The 22,517-nt window shown below is 49.5% G+C and carries 23 protein-coding genes; all 23 read left to right on the plus strand.

Annotation, left to right across the window (positions count from 1 at the left end; all coding sequences use genetic code 11):
* Positions 1-23: 23 nt before the first annotated feature.
* The 23 genes from flhA to proS all read left to right on the plus strand — a co-directional run bounded on the left by flhA (position 24) and on the right by proS (position 22,497).
* Positions 24-2,057 (plus strand): flagellar biosynthesis protein FlhA, encoded by a 2,034-nt coding sequence (gene flhA, locus ACFSUF_RS11350; RefSeq protein WP_377602907.1) that lies wholly within the window; start codon positions 24-26, stop codon positions 2,055-2,057.
* A complete protein-coding gene (gene flhF / locus ACFSUF_RS11355; RefSeq protein ID WP_377602908.1) occupies positions 2,054-3,457 on the plus strand; it encodes a flagellar biosynthesis protein FlhF in 1,404 nt (467 codons plus the stop codon). The genes flhA and flhF overlap by 4 nt, the downstream gene beginning before the upstream one ends.
* Complete coding sequence (locus tag ACFSUF_RS11360; protein WP_377602909.1) at positions 3,450-4,319, plus strand: MinD/ParA family protein; 870 nt, start codon at positions 3,450-3,452, stop codon at positions 4,317-4,319. The genes flhF and ACFSUF_RS11360 overlap by 8 nt, the downstream gene beginning before the upstream one ends.
* A 48-nt stretch (positions 4,320-4,367) precedes the next feature.
* On the plus strand, positions 4,368-5,612 hold the full coding sequence (locus ACFSUF_RS11365) for a protein-glutamate methylesterase/protein-glutamine glutaminase (protein ID WP_377602910.1): 1,245 nt from the start codon (positions 4,368-4,370) through the stop codon (positions 5,610-5,612).
* A gap of 58 nt (positions 5,613-5,670) precedes the next feature.
* Entirely contained in the window at positions 5,671-7,749 is a 2,079-nt protein-coding gene (locus tag ACFSUF_RS11370; protein WP_377602911.1) for a chemotaxis protein CheW, read from the plus strand.
* Positions 7,750-7,763: 14 nt separating this feature from the next.
* Positions 7,764-8,225 (plus strand): chemotaxis protein CheW, encoded by a 462-nt coding sequence (locus tag ACFSUF_RS11375; protein ID WP_377602912.1) that lies wholly within the window; start codon positions 7,764-7,766, stop codon positions 8,223-8,225.
* Positions 8,226-8,231: 6 nt separating this feature from the next.
* Positions 8,232-8,852: a chemotaxis protein CheC gene (locus tag ACFSUF_RS11380; protein ID WP_377602913.1), complete on the plus strand. Its 621-nt coding sequence runs from the start codon at positions 8,232-8,234 to the stop codon at positions 8,850-8,852.
* A complete protein-coding gene (locus tag ACFSUF_RS11385; RefSeq protein WP_377602914.1) occupies positions 8,849-9,343 on the plus strand; it encodes a chemotaxis protein CheD in 495 nt (164 codons plus the stop codon). Before ACFSUF_RS11380 ends, ACFSUF_RS11385 begins: the two co-directional genes overlap by 4 nt.
* The gene (locus ACFSUF_RS11390) at positions 9,344-9,778 is read left to right on the plus strand and encodes a hypothetical protein (RefSeq protein WP_377602915.1); all 435 of its coding nucleotides are present in this window, start codon (positions 9,344-9,346) and stop codon (positions 9,776-9,778) included. It begins immediately after the preceding gene.
* A 13-nt stretch (positions 9,779-9,791) separates the two neighbouring features.
* The gene (locus ACFSUF_RS11395) at positions 9,792-10,580 is read left to right on the plus strand and encodes a FliA/WhiG family RNA polymerase sigma factor (RefSeq protein WP_377602916.1); all 789 of its coding nucleotides are present in this window, start codon (positions 9,792-9,794) and stop codon (positions 10,578-10,580) included.
* A 33-nt stretch (positions 10,581-10,613) separates the two neighbouring features.
* A complete protein-coding gene (locus tag ACFSUF_RS11400; RefSeq protein ID WP_377602917.1) occupies positions 10,614-12,023 on the plus strand; it encodes a DUF342 domain-containing protein in 1,410 nt (469 codons plus the stop codon).
* Between the two features lie 26 nt (positions 12,024-12,049).
* On the plus strand, positions 12,050-12,364 hold the full coding sequence (locus tag ACFSUF_RS11405; RefSeq protein WP_377602918.1) for a hypothetical protein: 315 nt from the start codon (positions 12,050-12,052) through the stop codon (positions 12,362-12,364).
* A 24-nt stretch (positions 12,365-12,388) separates the two neighbouring features.
* The gene (locus ACFSUF_RS11410; RefSeq protein WP_377602919.1) at positions 12,389-12,955 is read left to right on the plus strand and encodes a DUF6115 domain-containing protein; all 567 of its coding nucleotides are present in this window, start codon (positions 12,389-12,391) and stop codon (positions 12,953-12,955) included.
* Positions 12,948-13,475, plus strand: a complete 528-nt coding sequence (locus ACFSUF_RS11415; RefSeq protein ID WP_377602920.1) for a hypothetical protein — start codon at positions 12,948-12,950, stop codon at positions 13,473-13,475. Before ACFSUF_RS11410 ends, ACFSUF_RS11415 begins: the two co-directional genes overlap by 8 nt.
* Before the next feature lie 200 nt (positions 13,476-13,675).
* The gene (gene rpsB, locus ACFSUF_RS11420) at positions 13,676-14,374 is read left to right on the plus strand and encodes a 30S ribosomal protein S2 (protein ID WP_377602921.1); all 699 of its coding nucleotides are present in this window, start codon (positions 13,676-13,678) and stop codon (positions 14,372-14,374) included.
* A gap of 283 nt (positions 14,375-14,657) precedes the next feature.
* Positions 14,658-15,308 carry a translation elongation factor Ts gene (gene tsf, locus ACFSUF_RS11425; RefSeq protein ID WP_377602922.1) on the plus strand — a complete coding sequence of 217 codons (651 nt, stop codon included), beginning with the start codon at positions 14,658-14,660 and terminating at the stop codon, positions 15,306-15,308.
* Positions 15,309-15,428: 120 nt separating this feature from the next.
* Complete coding sequence (gene pyrH, locus ACFSUF_RS11430) at positions 15,429-16,157, plus strand: UMP kinase (RefSeq protein ID WP_377602923.1); 729 nt, start codon at positions 15,429-15,431, stop codon at positions 16,155-16,157.
* Complete coding sequence (gene frr, locus ACFSUF_RS11435) at positions 16,157-16,711, plus strand: ribosome recycling factor (protein ID WP_377602924.1); 555 nt, start codon at positions 16,157-16,159, stop codon at positions 16,709-16,711. Before pyrH ends, frr begins: the two co-directional genes overlap by 1 nt.
* Before the next feature lie 70 nt (positions 16,712-16,781).
* Positions 16,782-17,552: an isoprenyl transferase gene (locus ACFSUF_RS11440; RefSeq protein WP_377602925.1), complete on the plus strand. Its 771-nt coding sequence runs from the start codon at positions 16,782-16,784 to the stop codon at positions 17,550-17,552.
* Between the two features lie 33 nt (positions 17,553-17,585).
* The gene (locus ACFSUF_RS11445) at positions 17,586-18,377 is read left to right on the plus strand and encodes a phosphatidate cytidylyltransferase (RefSeq protein ID WP_377602926.1); all 792 of its coding nucleotides are present in this window, start codon (positions 17,586-17,588) and stop codon (positions 18,375-18,377) included.
* Positions 18,378-18,421: 44 nt separating this feature from the next.
* Positions 18,422-19,570: a 1-deoxy-D-xylulose-5-phosphate reductoisomerase gene (locus tag ACFSUF_RS11450; RefSeq protein ID WP_377602927.1), complete on the plus strand. Its 1,149-nt coding sequence runs from the start codon at positions 18,422-18,424 to the stop codon at positions 19,568-19,570.
* Positions 19,571-19,777: 207 nt separating this feature from the next.
* Positions 19,778-21,019, plus strand: a complete 1,242-nt coding sequence (gene rseP / locus ACFSUF_RS11455; protein WP_377603161.1) for an RIP metalloprotease RseP — start codon at positions 19,778-19,780, stop codon at positions 21,017-21,019.
* 29 nt (positions 21,020-21,048) lie between these two features.
* Positions 21,049-22,497: a proline--tRNA ligase gene (proS, locus tag ACFSUF_RS11460; RefSeq protein WP_377602928.1), complete on the plus strand. Its 1,449-nt coding sequence runs from the start codon at positions 21,049-21,051 to the stop codon at positions 22,495-22,497.
* Positions 22,498-22,517 lie beyond the last annotated feature (20 nt).

The raw sequence follows: 22,517 nt of genomic DNA on the forward strand, positions 1-22,517 counted from the left end.
ATTCATAGAGAGGAGGACCCAGCGTGAGAACGAAAGATTTAACCATCCTGTTAGGCATCATCGGCATTGTGCTCATGATGGTGCTGCCGCTGCCGATTTGGTTGCTGGATGTCCTCTTGATCATCAACATTTCAACGGCACTGATTATTCTGTTAGTGTCGATGAACACAAACGAGGCGCTTCAGTTTTCCATTTTTCCGGCATTATTGCTAATCACGACCTTGTTCCGTCTAGCATTGAATGTATCAACAACCAGAAATATTCTGTCCAAAGCTGAAGCGGGACACGTTGTTGAGACGTTCGGTAACTTTGTCGCTGGCGGGCAGATTGCCGTCGGTTTTGTCGTGTTTCTTATCCTGGTCGTTGTACAGTTCATCGTAATTACGAAAGGGTCCGAGCGCGTGGCCGAAGTAGCCGCAAGGTTTACGCTGGACGCAATGCCGGGGAAACAAATGAGTATCGATGCGGATTTAAACGCCGGTTTGATTAACGAACAGCAGGCCAAAGACCGCAGGTCCAAAATTGAACGCGAAGCCGATTTCTACGGAGCTATGGACGGTGCAAGCAAATTCGTAAAAGGCGACGCGATTGCAGGGATCGTCATTCTATTAATCAATTTGTTGGGTGGTTTCATCATCGGCATGGCGATTCATGGCATGCCTTTCGGGGAAGCTTTGCACACGTATTCCATTCTCACGATCGGAGACGGTCTGGTTAGCCAGATTCCTGCTTTGCTGATTTCGACTGCGGCAGGCTTGATCGTAACCCGTTCCGCTTCGGAAGGCAATCTGTCCTTCGACATCACCTCGCAGCTGTTCAGTCAGCCTAAACTGCTTTATATCGTATCGGGAACCGTGCTGCTGCTCGGTTTCTTCACTCCGATCGGCCCGATTTCGACAGTACCTATTGCCGGGCTGTTGATATATGCAGCCTATACGATGCAGAAGAACCTGGAGCGTAAGCAGATTCAGGACGAGCAGCTGGTCGAAGAGCAGCAGATCGAAGAAGTGCGCAGCCCGGAAAGCGTCGTTTCGTTATTGCAGGTGGATCCGATCGAATTCGAATTCGGTTACGGTCTCATTCCGCTGGCTGATACGCAGCAGGGCGGCGACTTGCTTGACAGGATCATTATGATCCGCAGGCAGTGCGCGCTCGAATTGGGCCTTGTCGTACCGGTCATCCGCATCCGCGATAACATTCAGCTGCGGCCGAACGAATATGTCATCAAGATCAAAGGGAATACCGTCGCGCGGGGCGAACTGCTGCTTAACCATTATCTCGCAATGAGCCCCGGTTTCGATGATGATTCCATTCATGGTATTGAAACGGTGGAGCCGGCTTTCGGACTCCCTGCGCTTTGGATTGATGAAGCGAATAAGGAACGTGCCGAACTGTCGGGCTATACGGTGGTAGATCCGCCTTCGGTTGTGGCTACCCATTTGACGGAAGTGATCAAACGGCATGCCCATGAAATTCTTGGCCGTCAAGAGACAAGGTCGCTGGTCGACAATGTCAAAGATTCCAATCCGGCTCTCGTGGACGAGCTGATCCCGAATGTTCTTTCCATCGGCGACATCCAGAAGGTGCTTGCAAAGCTCTTGAAAGAAAAAGTGTCCATCCGCGATCTGGTTACTATATTTGAAACTTTGGCCGATTACGGAACTTATACGAAGGACCCTGATGTTCTGACCGAGTACGTGAGGCAAGCTCTTTCCCGTCAGATCACGCTGCAATACACGCAGACAGGGGAGGCCTTGCGGGTGATTACGGTCGGTCCGTCATTGGAGAAGAAAATCGCCGAATCCGTTCAGCAGACGGAGCAAGGAAGTTATCTGGCGATGGATCCGTCATCTACCCAAGCCGTTTATCAGAAGCTGGCAGAACAGATTAACAAGCTGATCCAGTCCGGGCAGCAGCCGTTGATTTTATCGTCACCGACCATCCGGATGTATTTGCGCCAGCTGATGGACCGTACGATGCAGGATATTCCTGTCCTCTCGTACAGCGAGCTGGAACCTAACGTGGAAATTCAGAGCGTAGGGGTGGTGAATTTATGAGAGTGAAAAAGTATATCGTGGACACGATGCCCGAGGCGATGCAGAAAATTCGCGCCGAGCTTGGCAAAGACGCGGTCATTCTCAATACGAAGGAAGTCCGGGTCGGCGGTGTTCTAGGCATGTTCGCCAAGAAGAAAATCGAAGTCATCGCCGCCACCGACGCAGCGGCGGAAGAACCGGCCCGGCCGAAGGCGAAGCCTTCCGCCGCGGCCCAGCTGGAGCAGGCGCTGCTGCAGCATGCCGCAGCGCAGGCGAGCCCGGCCCCTGCAGCGCAGCGCGAAACGCCGCTGCAGGAGCCGGGCCGGCCGGCCGCCAGCATGCCTCCGGCAGCTGCGGCCAGAGCCTACGCCGCGGGCGCACCGTCGGCTGTGCCGGAGGACCGGCACAGACCGGCGCCCGCGCCGGCGCCGCGATCAGCGGGCGCGCCAGCGGCCTCGCCCGCATCGGAAGCGGCGGTGCCGCTTCCGATGCAGGCAGCGAAGCCGCTGGAAGCGAGCGGCGCCGCGCCGTTCGTTTCGCAGGACGAACGGCTGTATGAAGAGCTCAAGCAGATGAAAGCGATGATGAAGCAGCTTTCCCTGCGGCAGGAAGGGACAAAGCCGACACCGGAAGCAGTCAGGGAGCTGGAGAAGCACTTGCGCAGCCAGGATATCAGCGAAGAGTTATTGACACACCTGATGAATGTCCTTGACGAAGCTTCTGCCGGGGAAGACGGGGAACTTTCCAAAGACCGGATCAGCATGATCGTGAGGGAAGAACTAAAGAACATTCTTTATAAGGAAGGCCGCAAGCCGATATCGCCCTCTACACGTGTCGTGCATTTTGTGGGGCCGACCGGAGTAGGCAAAACTACGACCATTGCAAAGCTGGCTGCGGAGCAGGCGCTCAAACATAACCGTAAAGTAGGCTTTATCACTTCAGATACGTACCGCATTGCGGCAATCGACCAACTAAGGACCTACGCTACAATATTGAATATCCCGATGGAAGTGGTGTTCTCGCCTCAGGAACTTAACAGGGCGTTCATGAACCTGTCCGATTGCGATCTGATCTTTATGGATACAGCAGGCCGTAATTTTCGCAATGAAATGTATGTGTCCGAATTGAACAGCCTTCTTCGTTCTGAAGGGGAAAACGAAACATTCCTTGTGTTGAGCCTTACGATGAAATACAGAGATATGAAAGCCGTGACAGAGAATTTCACCAAGTTTTCGATCGACAAAGTTTTATTTACAAAAGCGGATGAGACCGATTCTTACGGAGCCGCAGCGAATTTGCTGTACGACTTCGATCTGCAGTTGTCATATGTAACCCATGGACAAACGGTGCCTGATGATATCCGGCAGGCCGATGAAGCGAGCCTCCTGAACGGATTGCTGGAGGGCTGGAGAGATGAGTGATCAGGCGCAGGCACTCCGCAATATGATCCAAGGCAGGGAGAACGGGGATTACAGGCAGACCAAAATCATAACGGTCACCAGCGGAAAAGGCGGCGTAGGAAAATCGAACTTCACGCTGAATTTTGCGCTCACACTTCAGTCCAAAGGATATCAAGTGCTCATATTTGATGCCGATATCGGTTTAGCCAACATCGATGTGCTGATGGGCGTCTCCTCCAAGTACAGCTTGTACCATTTATTGAAGAGGGAACGGACGATACAGGAGATTATCCATACTGCCCCGGGCGGGCTGCAGTTTATCGCCGGCGGGTCAGGCTTTAACGACTTGCTTAGGCTGACGGAAGAGGAGCTTGATTTCTTTGCTTCACAGGTAGAGCTTCTTAATGGAACTGTGGATTACATTCTTTTCGACACAGGCGCCGGACTTTCCAAAGAAACGCTGAAATTTATCGTAGCGGCCGACGAAGCGATTGTCGTAACGACACCCGAGCCTACATCCATTACCGACGCCTATGCCATCATCAAAATGGTTCATTCTTTAGGTCATAAAGTAAAGTACAGGCTCGTAATCAACAGGGTGTCGGATTTCAAGGAAGGCAAGCATACCGCTGATAAAATCAGCATGGTCGCCGAGCAGTTTTTGGGACTGAACATACCGGCGCTTGGTTTCGTTTACGACGATCCGAATGTCTCGAAAGCTGTAAAGAAACAAACGCCGTTCACTCTGTCTTTCCCTGGCAGTGCCGCTTCCGAGTCGATCAGGCAGATCGTCCTCCAATTTTTGAATGGCGAGAAGCGATTGTCTGCCAAACAGGGTGGCATGAAAGGCTTTTTGCAAAAAATGAAAAACCTGCTGGCTTAAGCATCCATTGCAGAACGAAATTGTCATCATGTGACAGGGGTGAAGAAGATGGCACCAAACAGAATCCTCGTAGTGGATGATTCAGCGTTTATGAGGAAAGTCGTATCCGATTTAATTGAAGACGATCCGCAGTTTACCGTAATTGGTACGGCCAAGAACGGCAAAGAAGCCATTGCCAAGGTGAAGGAGCTTCAGCCCGATGCCGTGACGATGGATGTGGAGATGCCCGAAATGAACGGGCTGGAAGCGCTGCTCCATATTATGCAGGACACACCGGTTCCGGTAATTATGCTGAGCAGCCTGACTGAAGAAGGTGCCAGGGAAACCATTATTGCGTTGGAGCGGGGCGCTGTGGATTTCGTTCGGAAACCTTCGGGTTCCGTATCTCTTGATGTTTATAAAGTAAAGTTGCTCCTGCAGGAAAAGTTGAGGATGGCTGTCAAAATCCGAATGAGTTCAAAGAACGCGTTACAGGCCCCATCAAGTGGGAAGGCTTCTGCAGCGCTTGCAGTGACTCCAGTCAAACGCACGGCAGTGCAGGAGGCTGCAGTTGTTCGGAAACCGGCCAAAACAGAGGAGAGTAAACAAAAATTCGGTTCTGACAAGCCAGCGATCCCCAAAGTTTGGCCAAACCCGCAATCGAATTCAGAGCTTCCCGGGCAAGCTGCGGCTGCTAACCAAACGATCCCAACGCACTCCAGGACGAAAATAACGAAGCTTGTCGCTATCGGGACTTCGACGGGGGGCCCCCGTGCTCTAAATCAAGTGCTGTCAGAACTTCCGGCAGATTTTCCTGCCCCGATCGTGATCGTTCAGCATATGCCTCCGAAGTTTACCCATTCATTAGCGGAACGGCTGGACAAGAATTCTCAAATCGCGGTGACGGAGGCGTCTGAAGGTGAAGAGCTGCAAACCGGTAAAGCTTATATAGCTCCGGGTGGCTGGCATTTGCTCATTGTTAAGCAGACGGCGGGAAGCTACAGAGTAAAACTCACCAAAGACGAACCGCGGAACGGCCACCGCCCCTCGGTAGATGCGTTATTTGACTCGCTGCTGCCGATTGCTGAAGATTTGGAAATGCACGCCGTAGTTATGACAGGCATGGGGAGTGACGGTGCCAAAGGAATGAAAGCATTAAAGGAAGCGGGCATTCGGACCGCGATTGCGGAATCCGAGGAGACCTGCATTGTGTATGGTATGCCAAGAGCGGCAGTAGAGACGCAATGCGTTGATTATATTTTGCCTGTGACTGAGATTCCCCGCAAATTAACCGAACTCCTGATGTCACGTTAAGGCTTTGATATACATAAAGAGATGAAACCAGTTTTTCAAAATTTGCAGGAGGTGCGGGATGGACACGAATCAATATTTGTCCATGTTTATTGACGAATCGAATGATCATTTGCAGGCATTGAATGAAAATTTGCTTCAATTGGAAGGCAATCCCCAGGATATCAGCATCGTCCAGAATATTTTCCGGTCGGCTCATACATTAAAAGGGATGTCCGCTACGATGGGCTTCGAGGACATTGCGTCCCTTACTCATGAAATGGAAAACGTGCTTGACCTAGTCCGAAACAGCAAGTTGGATATGGATCCGTTCATTTTCGATACGCTGTTTAAAGGGTTGGATTCGTTGGAATCCATGGTGCAGGATATTATCCAAGGAGGCACGGGTACTGCCGACGTAACACAGATCGTGTCATCACTGAAATCTATTGTCAGCCCTGACTATGCGAAGGGAACCGCTGCTCCGGTTGCGGAAATTTCCAAAGCTTCGCCTTCCCAAGCCCATGGTATAGAGCTTGATGAGTTCCAATATTCAATCCTGAAACAATCGATCGAACAAGGCAGCCGGGTGTTTATGCTTGAAGTGTCTCTAAGAGAAGACTGCATTCTCAAAGCTGCCAGGGCCTACATGGTATTCGACGTGCTGGAACAGAACGGGGAAGTTGTGAAATCCTCGCCAAGTGTACAGGACATAGAACAGGAAAAGTTCGACCGCTCGTTCTCCGTCTACTATATTTCAGGACTTGAGGCGCAGGAGCTGGAACAGCGTGTAGGGGCAGTTTCAGAAGTAGATGCAGTCCGTGCCGTTGTGTTGGATCTAGAAACGCTTGCCGTTTTATCGGCTTCAGCCCCGGCAGTTGCCCGTCAGGAGGCTGCCGCGGCAGTGGAAGCACATTCAGCCTCCGACAAGAAGAATGTGCCTGCGGCTGAGCAGCCGAAGGCAGCCCCCCGCACCCAGCAGGCGGCTGCAGCTGGCGGAGGACAAGTTGGCGGCCGCACAATCCGTGTAGATATTGAGCGATTGGATGCTTTAATGAATCTTTTCAGCGAGCTGCTTATCGACCGTGTTCGATTAGAACAACTTGCGAGTGAACTTCATAAGAACGAGCTCACGGAAACAGTTGAGCATATGTCGCGGGTAAGCAGCGATTTGCAGAATATCGTTTTGAAGCTGAGAATGGTGCCTGTTGACTCGGTGTTTAATCGTTTTCCTAGAATGATCAGGGATTTGGCCAAATCACTGGATAAGAAAGTCGACCTGATCATCGAAGGCGCCGATACGGAGCTGGACCGCACCGTTATCGACGAAATCGGCGATCCTCTGGTACACTTGCTGCGCAATGCGGTAGATCATGGTATTGAGCCTATACAAGACCGTATTGACGCCGGTAAAAATGAAACCGGAACGGTCCATCTGCGGGCATTTCACAGCGGCAACTCCGTCTTTATTGAAATAGAAGAGGACGGTCGCGGCATCAACCGCGAAGGAGTGTTGAATTCCGCCGTCAAGAAAGGGATTGTAAATCCGGAACAGGCCAAAAGCATGGAAGACGCAGAAGTGTATGGGCTGCTCTTTGCTCCCGGATTCTCCACCGCAGAAAAAATCTCCGATATTTCCGGCCGCGGTGTAGGCCTGGACGTTGTGAAATCCAAGATTACCTCGTTGGGCGGGAATGTAACCGTAGATTCCAAACTCGGCGCCGGAACGAAATTCTCAGTGCAGCTTCCCCTGACTTTGTCGATTATTTCAGCCATGCTGGTGAAGCTGGGCAGCGAGAAATACGCTATTCCGCTGTCATCCATCGTTGAAACGGCCATGATTCAAACGGAGCAAATCCGTAAAGTTCACGGCAATTTGATGATGGATTACCGTAATCAGGTAATTCCGCTGGTATCTCTCAGTCAGCAGCTGGAAAGTCCCGATTACAGCGAAGCCGGCGAAGTCGAGACGGAAGTGGTTGTAATCCGCAAAGGCGACAAACTTGCGGCTCTCATGGTAGACGAGTTTATCGGGCAACAAGAAATCGTATTAAAAACATTGGGCAAATATTTAACCGAACTTTATGCCGTTTCCGGAGCAACTATTCTGGGTGACGGGCAAGTAGCACTTATTCTTGATCCGAATGCATTAATTAAATAGAGGAGGCAGCAGCCATGGCAGAAGAGACTAAATTTATCGTATTTTCGCTGGCACATGAAGAATACGGGGTAGAAGTTGACAAGGTCCGCACAATTGAAAGAATGATGCCGATAACCCGCGTGCCGAAGACGCCGGTTTTTGTAAAGGGAGTCATTAATCTTAGAGGAATTGTCATTCCAATCATTGACCTTCGTGAACGCTTTGCCCTGCCGCAAGCTGAATTTACGGAAAATTCCCGGATTATTATCGTCGCCGTCGGGGAGATGGAAGTCGGATTAATTGTCGACTCCGCAAGCGATGTCATCGATTTGGATACGGATCTGATTGCGGATCCGCCTGAAGTGGTCGGCGGTATTAAAGCCAAGTATTTGAGGGGTGTTGCGAAACTGAAGGATAACCGCCTTCTGGTTATGCTGAATCTCCATGAAGTGCTGAATAAGAACGAAATTATCCAGCTCGAAAGTATAGAGGGTTAACAACAGGTGGAATTGTTCAAGAAGTTTGCCGAAATGCAGATGGATGTCCTCAAAGAAGTCGGGAACATCGGGGCCGGTCATGCAGCAACAGCTTTATCCAGACTGCTGGACAAGCCTATCGACATGCAGGTGCCTCAAGTGAACCTGGTGCCTTTTGAGGAAGTAGCCGAACGTGTAGGCGGTGCGGAACACGTCGTAGTCGCTATATTTCTAAGAGTTGTCGGGGATGCGCCGGGTAATATGTTTTTCATCATTAACCAGGAATCGGCCAAACGGCTACTTCGCAATTTTGCGGGCATCCAGCTTGAAGCAGAAGGCCAGTACACAGAAATGGAGATTTCCGCACTTTCCGAAATCGGTAACATTCTGGCAGGATCGTATCTGTCCTCTTTAGCGGATTTCACAAGTTTGGCTATGTCTCCGACAGTCCCGTCGCTGGCTATCGACATGGCAGGTGCCATACTCAGTTACGGTTTGATCCAATATGGCGAAATGGGCGATGCAGCACTTGTTATTGACACCAAATTTTTGGAGGATCACGATGAAGTGGAAGGGTATTTCTTTCTGATCCCGGATCCTGAATCATTCGGTAAAATCTTCACTGCGCTGGGAGTGCCCGCCGAATGATACAGGATCATGTTATGAAGGTTGGCATGGCAGATTTGAATGTGATGAAACCCGGCGGTGTACTGAAAACGACAGGCCTTGGCTCCTGTGTAGGATTGACACTTTACGATACAAGGACCCAAGTGGCCGGAATGGCGCATGTCATGCTGCCTTCATCCGAAATCGCCAAAGAAGGAAGCCTTAATCTCGCAAAATATGCTGATACCGCCATACCTGAGCTTATCCGCAGGATGACGGAGCTTGGAGCCTCCCTTAGCAGAATGGTTGCTAAGATGGCGGGTGGCGCACAAATGTTTGCTTTTTCAAGCGGAAATGATACGCTCCGCATCGGACCGAGGAACGTGGAGTCCTGTAAAGCAATGCTTGAACAATACCAAATCCCGCTGCTTGCTGAAGATACCGGCAGCAATTACGGGCGGACGATCGAATTTCAGGCAGAAACTGGCATTCTCATTATTCGCAGTGTGCAGCAAGGGGTTAAAGAGATATAAATGAGAGGTTCATTACGATGGAATTTCATTGGTGCCGGTACGGGTATGGTTTTGACTTTTGTGCTGAGCCTCGGTTCGAACCTTCTCCAGACTACCTTGATCCGCAGTCTTTATTCTTTCGTTATACTGTTCGTTCTGATCTTTATGTTCCGTTTGATCCTTGGTATCCTGATGGGCATCAACGGGGCGGCAGGCGCGGAGGAGACTCAAGGTAGGCATGGCGTGGGCGGAACCCTGGATTATGTGACTCCGGATGATTCGGAAGAGCTAAACGGGCTTCTAAAAAACGGAGCGCCGCCGGAATCGCATCAGGAGCCGGAGGATGAAGAAGCGGATCTCTCCTTTGCTCCTCTTGAACCGCCGCAGTTAGTCAACAAGAATAAACTTCAACCTGAGGAGCTGGCTAAAGCAATACGCCACCTGAATGAAGAGTAGGGGATGGTGAACCATGATGGAAACCAAGACATCACATTTGCCGAACATGGAATTGTGGAAGCAGTGGAAGGAACAAGGGGACACGGAAGCCAAGAAGCTTCTTATCGAAACCTATTTGCCTCTTGTGGATTTCGTATCTAATCGACTGGCCGTTGGCTTGCCCAAAAATGTTTCAAAGGACGACCTATCCAGCTACGGTGTAATGGGATTAATGGATGCAACGGAAAAGTTCGATTACGAGCGCGGGCTTCAATTTGAAACTTATGCTTCCTGGCGCATCCGCGGCGCCATCATCGACGGTCTCCGTCAAGGGGACTGGGTTCCGCGATCCGTCCGTGAGAAGGCCAAGAAGGTCGAAGAGGCTTATACTGTGCTTGAACAGAAGTACTTAAGAACTGTAACCGATGCGGAAGTAAGTGATTATCTGGAACTTTCGGAAAAGGAGTTTCAGCACATGCTTCAGGATATATCGATAACGGCCATTTGTTCTCTGGAGGATCCGATCGGCGAAGAAGAAACGGAAACCAGGCTGAATGTGCTGGTGGATGAAAGAGCCAAAAATCCGGAATCTAAAGTTGGGGAATTTTTCTTAAAAGAATCACTGGTTAAGGCTATTGAACGGTTGACGGAGAAGGAGCGTACGGTGGTCTCCCTGCTTTATTACGAAGACTTATCCTTAAGTGAAATTGCCGAAGTGATGTCCCTGTCACCTTCCCGGATTTCGCAGCTTCATTCTAAAGCCATTCTTCGCCTTAGGGGTTCTCTAGGAAGGCTGAAAGGGCAGTTGTTTGAGAACCCATAACATGGTTGTGCCAGGATGAAAGGAGGACCGGTGATGTCTACTAGAACTTATCCGATCGAGCATTATGTATCATTGGTCTTGTCAGACGATAAGTTAAAGGCATTTGTCCAGTTTATAGATATCGACGAGAAGTTCAGCGTTACATTGGAAGAACTGGAGCAGCTGCTGGAAAGCAGGCAAATTGTTCACGGAATACAGACTCATGTGCTTTCCTACATGGTTTCCGACCCCCAACAGTATGTTTTTAACCAGGCTCTGGTTGCTTCTGGGGAAGTACCTCAGGACGGGAAAGACGGATACATACAGTTTCAATATGATTTAGATAACAAAGACCGTAAGCCGGTAGAGCTTATAGACGGGACGGTTGATTTTAAGGAAATTATCGATCTGCGAAATGTGAAACGGGGACAGTTGATTGCGGAACGTATCCCTGCACTGCCTGGTCAGAACGGGAGGGCCGTCACAGGGGAAGAGCTTGCTGGGAAACACGGTAGGGAAGCCAGGTTTAAGCTTGGTAAAAATGTCGTGATCGATCCGGAACAGATTCGGGTTTATGCCGCAATTGATGGTATGGTTACCAAAACGGACCGGGACAAAGTCAATGTTTTTCCGGTTTACGAGGTAAATGGAGATGTGGACTACAGCATCGGTAACATTGATTTTGTAGGGACTGTAGTTATACGCGGAAACGTCCTTACCGGGTTCAGGGTAAAAGCGGCCGGAGATATCCGGGTCATCGGCGGCGTGGAAGGCGCAGAATTGGAAGCGGAAGGGTCGATTGAGATCACAGCCGGTGTGCTCGGCCATAACAAAGGTTATATCCGGGCGGGAAGCTCAGTGAAAAGTTCCTTTATTCAAGAAGGAAATGTTTATGCCGGAGAAGATGTTGTAGTTACCCAAAGCATTATGCATTCTCAGGTAAGAGCCAAACGAAGCGTGCTTTGCAATGGGGCCAAGGGCTTAATCGTTGGAGGGCTTATTCAGGCGGGTGAGTCGGTCGTGGCAAGAACCGTCGGGAATACGATGTCGACAGCAACGGCCATTGAAGTAGGGGTTGTGCCCGAACTTCGAAACGAACTGCAGCAGCTGCGTTCCCAATTGAAATTAAATATGGAGAATGCGGACAAAACGGAGAAAGCACTGATCCTGTTGGATCAAATGGCAGCAGCCGGCAGCCTGGGTCCAGATAAAATGGCTATGAGGGTTAAGCTTGCCCATACCAAAAGGCAAACCGCGGATGAACAAAACGTATTGCGGGATAAAATTTTGGGGATTGAGAAAACGCTTGAAGATACCGAAAAGGCGAGGGTGGATGTAATTTCTACCATTTATGGAGGCGCCAAAATCGTGATCGGACGCTATACGAAATTCGTTAAGGATCCATGCCAGAGAGTCACATTCCGATATCTTGACGGTGATATAGGAATGGTTGCCGGGCGCTGAGGCAGGAACGGAAGGAGCTGTGGAACGTGAACTTTAAACCTGTTGAGATGCAAATTGCAATTCCCAGGACCAATGACCTGGTGCCTTTGCATAATCAGTTAAACCAGAAACCGGTCACGGATCAGAGCCAGTTAGCCGGACAGGAAGCCAAGCATCAGGAAGACTCACGCCATCGAAGCAGTAAGCCGGAAGAAGCATCGGGAAGCGGGGTTGCCGACCGAGAACGCAGAAATCCGGCGCCTTCCGCCTCTTCCGGAAAGAAACGTACCCTGAAAGAAGATACGGAAGAAACCCTTGCCGAGCATCCATACAAAGGCAGACATATTGATTTTACCTATTAACCCAGAAAAGTATGGTGATACCTAATGAGCAGTTGGTCCTATATTGTGTTGTTAGGCTCAGTAGTTGCTGTTTTAGCATCCCTGATGCCAAAGCGCGCAGACCGGCAGCAAGGCGGCGGGTCCGTCAAGGATTTTCAGGAAAGCCTGGAGCATTATATGGGGCAGATTGAACAAGAAAACCGGGAGCTGCTGGCCCATTTTTCACAAATTCATAAGGAACATGACCGGGAACAAGCGGAACTTAAAGCAAGGATTAACCAGCTCGAGGAACAGTATGCGGCTGCTGAAGCTAAATTCAATGCAGTACTGGACACCTTTCATAAGCAGCTGGAACGGATTCAGGCTCGTTCGGACGCAGAATGGACAGGTAAATCCGAAGTAAAGAGCTCTGAAAATGAACCTGTCCAAGATACGGGGAATGCGGATCAGTCTCACCAGGCTATGCAGATCAAACAGAGGTACAGCGAAGTGTTCGAACTTCAGTCCCAGGGCAAATCCGCTGACTATATTGCGAAAAAGCTGTCGATGAACAAGGGCGAACTGCAGTTAATTCTTCAGCTGGCACGACAGGAGGAGACACTTCGTGCTTAAGAACCGCACATTGCTTATAGGGATCGGAATCGGCATGATGGCCGGAGCGCTTCTTCTTCAGTTGTTGTTTGCGGTGGAACAGCAGGACGCTAGGTTTAGCATGCCGGCACAGGAACCTTTAACGGCCGATGAAGTAAAACAGCAGGCAGAGGAACTGGGACTGACTTTATTATCGGACGGCGACAAAGTGTATACTCAGAAAGAAGTAGACCGTTTGGTGAGCGAAGCCAAGAAAATCGGGTCGAAAGCCGCAAGTTCCGCCGCTCTAGGGAATAAGCCGTCCGACATCGCGAATGATTCAAAGGATTCTGGAGCGATGATGGCCGTATACATTATGAAGGGGACGGATTCTGCCACATTGTCTGAAATCCTTCGTCAGCTTGGCGTAATAAAGGAAGTGCAGGCGTTCGAAAACTTGATGACGGTCAAACAGGCGAACGGCAAAATTCAACCCGGATTGAAGCATTTTACTAAGGGCATGTCCCTTCAGAACATCATTGATATCATCATTAAACCCTGAATAGCCGGCTATGTGAGTGGTTTCAGGGTTTTTCTATGCCTGGCGGTTGCATCCTTGGGCTGCGTATGATATAGTAATTGACGGTGTTAAAATCACACGTCGGCTAATTTGTATAACGGTGCTCCATTTGGAGTTTTATGCAAAGATGAGGCAGGCGGAGGGCAACACACTAAAAAACCATGTTGAGGAGGTGCGTGAAGATGGCAGTAATCTCCATGAAACAGCTTCTAGAAGCTGGGGTACACTTCGGACATCAAACCCGTCGTTGGAATCCTAAGATGGATCGTTATATCTTCACCGAAAGAAACGGTATTTACATTATCGACTTGCAAAAAACAGTTAAGAAGGTTGACGAAGCTTATAACTTCGTTAAGAACCTTGCAGCTGAGGGCGGCACTATGCTGTTCGTAGGAACTAAGAAGCAAGCTCAAGACTCTGTTGCAGAGGAAGCTGAGCGCTGCGGTAACTTCTTCATCAACCAAAGATGGTTGGGTGGAACGCTGACAAACTTCTCCACAATCCAGAAGCGTATTGATCGTCTGAAAACTCTTGAGAGATGGGAAGAGGACGGCACTTTCGAGGTTCTGCCTAAGAAAGAAGTCATCATCCTTCGCAAAGAGAAAGATCGTTTGGAGAAATTCCTGGGCGGAATCAAGAACATGAGAAGATTGCCTGATGCCCTGTTCATTATCGACCCTCGCAAAGAGCGTATCGCCGTAGCGGAAGCTCGCAAATTGGGTATCCCAATCGTAGGTATCGTTGATACGAACTGTGATCCGGACGAAATCGATTATGTTATTCCTGGTAACGACGATGCGATCCGTGCCGTTAAATTGCTTACTGCAAAAATGGCTGACGCTATCATCGAAGCTAACCAAGGCGAAACTACAACAGCTTAATAGATGCTGTACACATAAAAGGGTGGTTGGGAGGTTTTTTAACCTATCACTACCCTTTTTTTTCAAGCAAACGAATGGTATGCCCGGGAGCTGCGGCGAACGGTTTTTACAACATAAGAAAGTGTTAGCTTCTGTAAGCGAACGGGCTTTCTTATTGGCGCGTAAACCTACATAGAAACGCGGCCGCTCTTCTTTGAAAGGCCCCGAAATAGGTTTATCTCACATAAAAATCGTCGAAACACATCCCTAACTAAGCACCCAACCTTTAAGGAGGAAATTAATCATGGCAGTAACAGCGGCTCAAGTTAAAGAATTGCGCGAGAAAACAGGAGCAGGTATGCTCGATTGCAAAAAAGCATTGGAAGAAGCTAACGGAGATGTAACCAAAGCGGGTGAAATTCTTCGTGAGAAAGGCTTGGCGGCAGCGGCTAATAAAGCAGGACGTATTGCGACGGAAGGCGTTGTTGAATCCTATATTCACGCTAACGGAAGAATCGGCGTTCTGGTTGAAATCAACTGCGAAACTGACTTCGTAGCAAAAACAGATTCGTTTAAGGAGTTTGCACGTGACGTTGCTATGCAAATCGCAGCGGCTAACCCTAAATATGTACGCCGTGAAGAAGTTCCGACTGAAGAGCTCGAGAAAGAGAAAGAAATTCTGAAAGCTCAAGCACTGAACGAAGGCAAGCCTGAGAAAATCGTTGAGAAAATGGTTGAAGGCCGCATCGGCAAGTACTATGAAGAGTTCTGCCTGATGGAGCAATCCTTCATTAAAGATCCGGACAAAACGATCGAAACGCTTGTGAAAGAGAAAGTGGCAACGATCGGAGAAAATATCTCCATCCGTCGTTTTGCACGTTTTGAACTGGGCGAAGGCCTTGAGAAGAAAGTCGATAACTTCGTTGAAGAAGTTATGGCTCAAGTGAAGCAATAAGCATCAGCATATGAATCCAAGTAAGGAACACCTTCTGTGTTCCTTCTTTTATAACCACATAAGAAAGTATAAATCACTAATGATAAGTTAATACGGGGATAGGAAAGGGAGGAAAACAGTTTGGAACAACCGGTATTTAAACGCATTGTTCTTAAAGTAAGCGGAGAGGCCTTATCCGGACAGACAGGCTATGGAATCGACGCCGACACGATTTCCTCAATTGCTGAGCAAGTAAAAGAGGTTGTGGAACTCCAGGTTGAGGTAGCTATTGTCGTAGGCGGCGGCAACATCTGGAGGGGGATCGCAGGCAGCGCCAAAGGTATAGACCGTGCAACTGCTGACTACATGGGGATGCTGGCAACTGTGATGAACTCGCTGGCACTTCAGGATGCATTGGAGCAGATCGGCGTGCCGACCCGCGTACAAACATCCATCGCCATGCAGCAAATCGCTGAGCCTTATATCCGCAGACGGGCAATCCGCCATCTGGAAAAAGGCCGTGTTGTCATTTTTGCTGCCGGCACAGGAAATCCGTACTTCTCCACAGACACGACTGCAGCTCTTCGCGCAGCCGAAATCGAAGCGGAAGTCATTCTGATGGCTAAGAACAAAGTGGACGGCGTATACTCTGCAGATCCTTTCAAAGATGAAACTGCCGAGAAATACGACCAGCTGACATACATGGAAGTTTTGAACAAGAACCTCGGAGTCATGGATTCTACAGCATCGTCCCTGTGTATGGATAACGACATCCAATTGATTGTGTTCAACATTACCGAAGAGGGTAATATTAAGCGTGTTGTCCTTGGTGAAAAAATCGGTACCATTATCAAAGGGAGTGTAGATTAATGCCACAAGCCATAAAAAAGAACGCGGAAGAACGCATGGAAAAGGCACTGTCCGCCCTGCACCGCGACTTGACTACGCTGCGTGCGGGCCGCGCTACTCCGGCATTGCTGGACCGCGTACAGGTTGAATATTACGGAGCAATGACGCCGGTGAACCAGTTGGCCAATATTTCCACACCGGACTCCAGAACACTGATGATTCAACCTTGGGATAAGTCTTCCTTGTCCACCATTGAGAAAGCTATTTTCAAGTCTGATCTTGGACTTACTCCTTCCAACGACGGAAGTTCCATTCGTATTGTAATCCCGCCGCTTACGGAAGAACGCAGAGCCGAGCTCGTGAAGAACACGAAGAAGTTCGGGGAAGATGCAAAGGTGGCGATCCGCAATATCCGCCGCGATGCCAACGATGATATCAAGAAGCTGGAGAAGGGCACGATCTCTGAAGATGAGTCCCGGAAACATCAGGATGATATCCAGAAGGCTACGGACCGGTTTGTTGCAGAAGTTGACAAGATTCTTGTTGCTAAAGAAAAGGAAATCATGGAAGTTTAATTCACATACGTTCCCCCCTCTATCCGAGGGGGTTTATGTCTATGTTCGAGTTCTTCACGGGGGAAATAGGATGAAACGACAACTCAAAAACTTATTTGCGTCCAAACAGCAAAAAGAATCCGCAGCGGCCGAACTTTCTTCCGACAAAATCCCGCAGCATGTAGCCATTATTATGGACGGTAACGGCAGATGGGCAAAATCCCATGGTCTGCCAAGAATCGCAGGGCATCATTCGGGTATGAAAACAATTAAGCGCATTACGAAAGCCGCAGACCGGCTGGGAGTCAAGGTGTTGACCTTGTATGCTTTTTCAACGGAGAACTGGAAAAGGCCTAAGGAAGAAGTAGAGTTTCTAATGAAGCTTCCTCAGGAGTTTCTCTCCATTGAACTGGAAGAATTGCACGAGAACAATGTACAGGTCCGCATGATGGGCTATAAGGAAGATTTGCCGGAGCATACGCTGAGAGCCGTAGAAGCAGCGGAAGAACGCACTAAACACAATACGGGAATGGTTCTAAATTTCGCTTTAAATTACGGCAGCCGGAAAGAAATGCTAAATGCATTTAAAGAAATGGCGGCAGCGGTCCAAACGGGAGAACTGCAACCGGATCAAATCACAGAGGAATTGTACGAACAGCATTTGCTAACCCGCACTCTGCCGGATCCTGATCTATTAATCCGTACGAGCGGGGAACTGCGTATCAGTAACTTCATGATGTGGCAGCTTGCATACTCTGAGCTGTGGTTTACCGACGTGTTCTGGCCCGCATTTACAGAAGAACATTTTCATGAAGCTATAAGAGGATATCAACAGCGCGCTAGACGTTTCGGCGGACTGTAACCGGCAAGACCGGCATTATTGGAGGAATCGTCGTTGAAGCAGAGAATCGTAACAGGGGTGCTGGCCGGAGCCGCTTTTCTCTTTTTGCTTGTACTAGGAGAGGTCTGGTTTCGCGCCCTTATCACGGTAATGTCATTAATCGGATTTTATGAGTTCGCCAAGATGAACGGTTTCAAAAGCATGGAGATCCCTGTCATCGCAGGTTATGCGGCCGTACTGTATTTAGTAATGCCGGCGAGTATTATACAAGATTGGCATTTTCCTCCTATGGAAACCATTATTTGGCTGTTCATGCTGCTTCTTATGGCAATTACTGTTTTTTCGAAGAACAAAAAGGATATCGGTAAAGTCTCGCTTCTTTTTATCGGTGTCGTCTACATAGGGATCGGGTTTCATTATATGACCGCTACGCGGGATATGGATCCGAACGGGTTATTTTTTACTTTTGTGCTGTTTGTCTGCATATGGGCTTCCGATTCCGGTGCTTATTTTACAGGAAAGGCTTTCGGCAAAAATAAGCTGTGGCCTGAAATTTCCCCTAACAAAACCATAGAAGGTTCCGTTGGGGGGATTGTTATTTCGGTACTGGCTGCCGTTCTATTTGCTGTCGTGAAACCGGACTTGCTGAATGTTACAAACGCAGTGTGGATCGGTGTAGTCAGCTCCGTGTTCGGCCAGCTTGGAGATTTGATCCAATCTGCATATAAACGTGTCAGGGGAGTAAAGGATTCAGGCAATCTGCTGCCTGGTCACGGCGGTATATTGGACCGGTGCGACAGCTGGCTGATCGTCTTCCCGCTGGTTCATATGCTCGGCTTGATTTGATCGCATGTCAACAGCCGGAACGAATGATAGAAAGTGGTGTCCTTTTGAAGAAGAAAGTTTCGATTCTTGGTTCTACGGGTTCGATTGGCACGCAAAGCCTGGATGTCATTTCCCGCTATCCGGAGCTATATACAGTGGAGGCATTGTCAGCCGGAAGCAATATCGAGCTGCTGGCTGAGCAGGCCAGAGTGCACCGCCCGAAGAAAGTGTCGGTTGCCACTAAGGAGCTAGCCGACCGTATTCGCGGCGAGCTTCCTCCGGGCATCGAGCTGAGCTTCGGCGAGCAGGGTTTAATCGAAATCGCGGCCCATAACGACGCGGATTTCGTCATTACAGCCCTTGTCGGCAGCCAAGGGCTGAAGCCGACACTTGCGGCGATTGACGCCGGCAAGCAGATCGGCCTCGCTAACAAGGAAACCCTTGTGAGCGCCGGCCATCTGGTCACCGCGTTGGCGAAGCAGCGCGGTGTGTCGCTGCTGCCGATTGACAGTGAGCATTCGGCGATTTTTCAATGTTTGAACGGCGAGCCCCGCGCGGCCGTCCGGAAGATTACATTAACCGCTTCCGGCGGTTCGTTTCGGGACCGTTCACGCGAGGAGCTTGCGGGTGTGACAGTAGAAGATGCCCTTAAGCATCCAAACTGGTCTATGGGCGCGAAGATTACGATTGATTCGGCTACGATGGTCAACAAGGGGCTAGAGGTGATGGAAGCCCACTGGTTGTTTGACTTGTCCTACAATCAGATTGAAGTTTTAATCCATCCCGAGAGCATCATTCACTCCTATGTGGAATTCAATGATCACAGCATCATAGCACAAATGGGGAATCCCGACATGAGGGTCCCGATTCAATATGCCTTAACTTACCCTGACCGCATTGCAAGCCCTACCGAGCCGTTGAATTTGGCGCGTCTAGGCACGCTGCATTTCCGGGAAATGGATTATGACCGGTTCCCGCTGCTGCGGATGGCTTTCGAAGCCGGCAGAGCTGGCGGAAGCGCACCCACTGTTTATAATGCAGCTAATGAGGCGGCGGTTGCCCGTTTCCTTCGCGGAGGAATCCCTTTTTTGGCAATTGAGGCCATTATTGAGGAAGTGCTGAGCCGCCATGATACCATTCACGAACCGCAGCTGGACGAAATATTTGCATGTGACGCCTGGGCCCGTAAAGAGGCTGCAGCATGGCATAAGTAGTATGATAGGCCGAGGTTGGTGCGAACCGGCCTCGGTTTTTCACTGCATGTTTGCCTGAGTTGATTCTCTTGTGTTAGAGTGAGGAATAATGTTATCTTAAGGACATGTTAACCCGCGTTGATCTCATCACCGGAACGGAAAGTCCTTTCACACTAAGAGAATAGGGGTTGGGAATCGTTGACGCCTCAAGTACTGTTTCAAACGGTCATGGTATTTTTTGTACTGGTATCCATTCATGAATGGGGCCATTTCTATTTTGCTAAGCGTGCCGGCATTCTCGTCAGAGAGTTTGCCATCGGTTTCGGGCCGAAAATTTTCTCTTATAAAAGAGGAGAAACCCGTTATACGCTAAGGCTGCTCCCGATCGGCGGTTTCGTGCGGATGGCCGGAGAAGATCCGGAAGTTGTTGAAGTCCAGCCGGGGCAGACTGTTGCGCTAAGACTAAACAAGCAGGATCAAGTCAGCCACATCTTTATGGATCAGCTGGATCAGAGGAACAACACGGTTCAAGGCGTGATCGAAAAGCTGGACATCGAGCATGCACTATATGTAAAGCTTGATATCGAGGGTGAAGTCCAGAAGTATAACGTTCATCCTGAAGCGGTGATCGTCTCCAAACTCAAAGAAACCCAAATTGCGCCCCATAACCGCCAGTTCGGCAGCAAGACCGTCGGACAGCGTGCGTTGGCCATATTTGCCGGCCCTCTGATGAACTTTATTTTAGCTTTCGTCTTTTTCTGCACGTACATATTAATGGCGGGGATTCCAGTGGAACAACCGCAGTATGTGAAGATCGGCACAGTGGAGAACAACTCCGTAGCCAAAGGCATCTTGACTCCCGGAGATGTTGTAAAGTCCGTTAACGGCGTAGCCATCGGCGGGGATAGAACGAAGCTGATTGAGCTGATTAATAAATCGCCTAATAAGCCGATGGACTGGATTATCATCCGCAATGGACAAGAGCAGAAGGTTGAAATTACCCCTGCTTTGAATAAACAGGATAATATCGGCCGTGTGGGTATCACGGTGCCTGTTATCACACGCAATGCCGGATTCGGCGAGGCGGTTCAGAATGGTGCGCATATTATGAAAGATGCGACGGTATTGATTTTTGACGGCTTTAAGAAGCTTGTGTTCGGCCAGTTCAAAATGGATGATTTAGGCGGACCGGTACGTACGTTTGAAGTGACCGGCCAATTTGCCAAAGCCGGCCTCCCGCAGTTGATTTACTGGGCGGGGATTTTAAGCCTCTACTTAGGAATATTCAATTTGCTGCCGTTTCCTGCGCTTGACGGAAGCAGGCTTGTGTTTCTCGGATTTGAAGCGGTCCGCGGCCGTCCGGTAGACCCCAACAGGGAAAGCATGGTGCATTTCATCGGATTCGCGATGCTGATGCTGCTAATGCTGGCTGTTACTTATAATGATATTTTGCGTTTATTTAAGAGCTGAACTTGAAGTTCTAATTTTCGGAGGTCGACATGTCAAAGGACAAAGGTTTTGTTACCGAAATTACCCCGCAGAGCGAAGATTTCTCTCGGTGGTATATTGATGTCATTAAGAAAGCGGAATTGATGGACTATTCGCCGGTCCGCGGGTGTATCGTATTCCGTCCGGAGGGCTATGAGCTTTGGGAACTGTGCCAGCGTGAACTGGATGCCCGGTTTAAAGAGACAGGCCACCGTAACGCATACTTCCCGCTTTTTATTCCCGAAAGCTTTTTTCAGAAAGAAAAGGAGCATGTCGAGGGATTCAACCCTGAGCTTCCATTCGTAACGGAAGCCGGTGGAGAGCAGCTGGAAGAGAAATTGGCAATTCGTCCGACATCAGAGACGATGTTCGGCCATATGTATGCCAAGTGGATTCAATCCTACCGTGATCTGCCGCTGTTGATCAACCAATGGGCGAATGTCGTGCGCTGGGAAAAGCGTACGCTGCCGTTTCTGCGTACAAGCGAGTTTCTTTGGCAAGAAGGACATACAGCTCATGAGACGGAAGAAGAAGCTCGTCACGAGACGATGCAGATGCTGGAGATCTATCGCGATTTCGTAGAGAACTTCCTGGCAATTCCAGTCATTACCGGACAGAAGACTCCTTCGGAAAAATTCGCCGGTGCGGTCGATACGTTCTCAATTGAAGCCATGATGAAGGACGGCCGTGCGGTACAAGCGGGAACTTCCCACTATCTAGGAACTAATTTCGCTAAAGCGTTCGAAATCAAATTCCTTGACCGTGAAAATACGCAGCAGTATGTGCATACAACTTCCTGGGGTGTCAGCACCCGTCTGATCGGGGCGCTTATTATGGTGCACGGCGATGACCGCGGACTGGCGCTTCCTCCAAAAGTTGCTCCTACGCAAGTGGTCATGATACCAATCGGTCCTGCCAAAACCAGAGACGCAGTAATAGCACGTACGGACGAGTTGTATGCCGAGCTGAAGAAAGCAGGAGTCCGTGTGAAAGTGGATGACCGTGCTGACCAAAGCCCGGGCTGGAAGTTTAACGAATACGAAATGCGGGGCGTACCAGTTCGTTTGGAACTGGGGCCAAGAGATATGGAGAATGGCGTGGCGGTTCTCGTTTCCCGTATTTCCGGAGAAAAGCGGATCGTTTCGGAGGAGAACCTGGTAGAAGAAGTGCAGAAGATGCTTGAAGAAACGCATCAGCTGATGTTCGAGAATGCCAAACGGTTCAGAGATGAAAACTTCCTGTCAGTAGATACACTGGACGAGCTTAAAGCCGACATGGAACAGCGCCGCGGGTTCTATCTGGCTGGATGGTGCGGCTCCAATGCCTGTGAGCATCAGGTGAAAGAAGAAACAGGAGCAACAAGCCGCAACATTCCTTTTGAAACGGAAGAGAAGAAATCCAAGTGCCTCGTTTGCGGCGAAGCTGCGGAACATACGGTTGTTTTTGCCAGAGCTTATTAAGAAACGAATGTCGTAGAATA

The organism is Paenibacillus gansuensis (assembly GCF_042684925.1).
In the GTDB taxonomy this organism is placed as follows: Bacteria; Bacillota; Bacilli; order Paenibacillales; family DY6; genus Paenibacillus_N; species Paenibacillus_N gansuensis.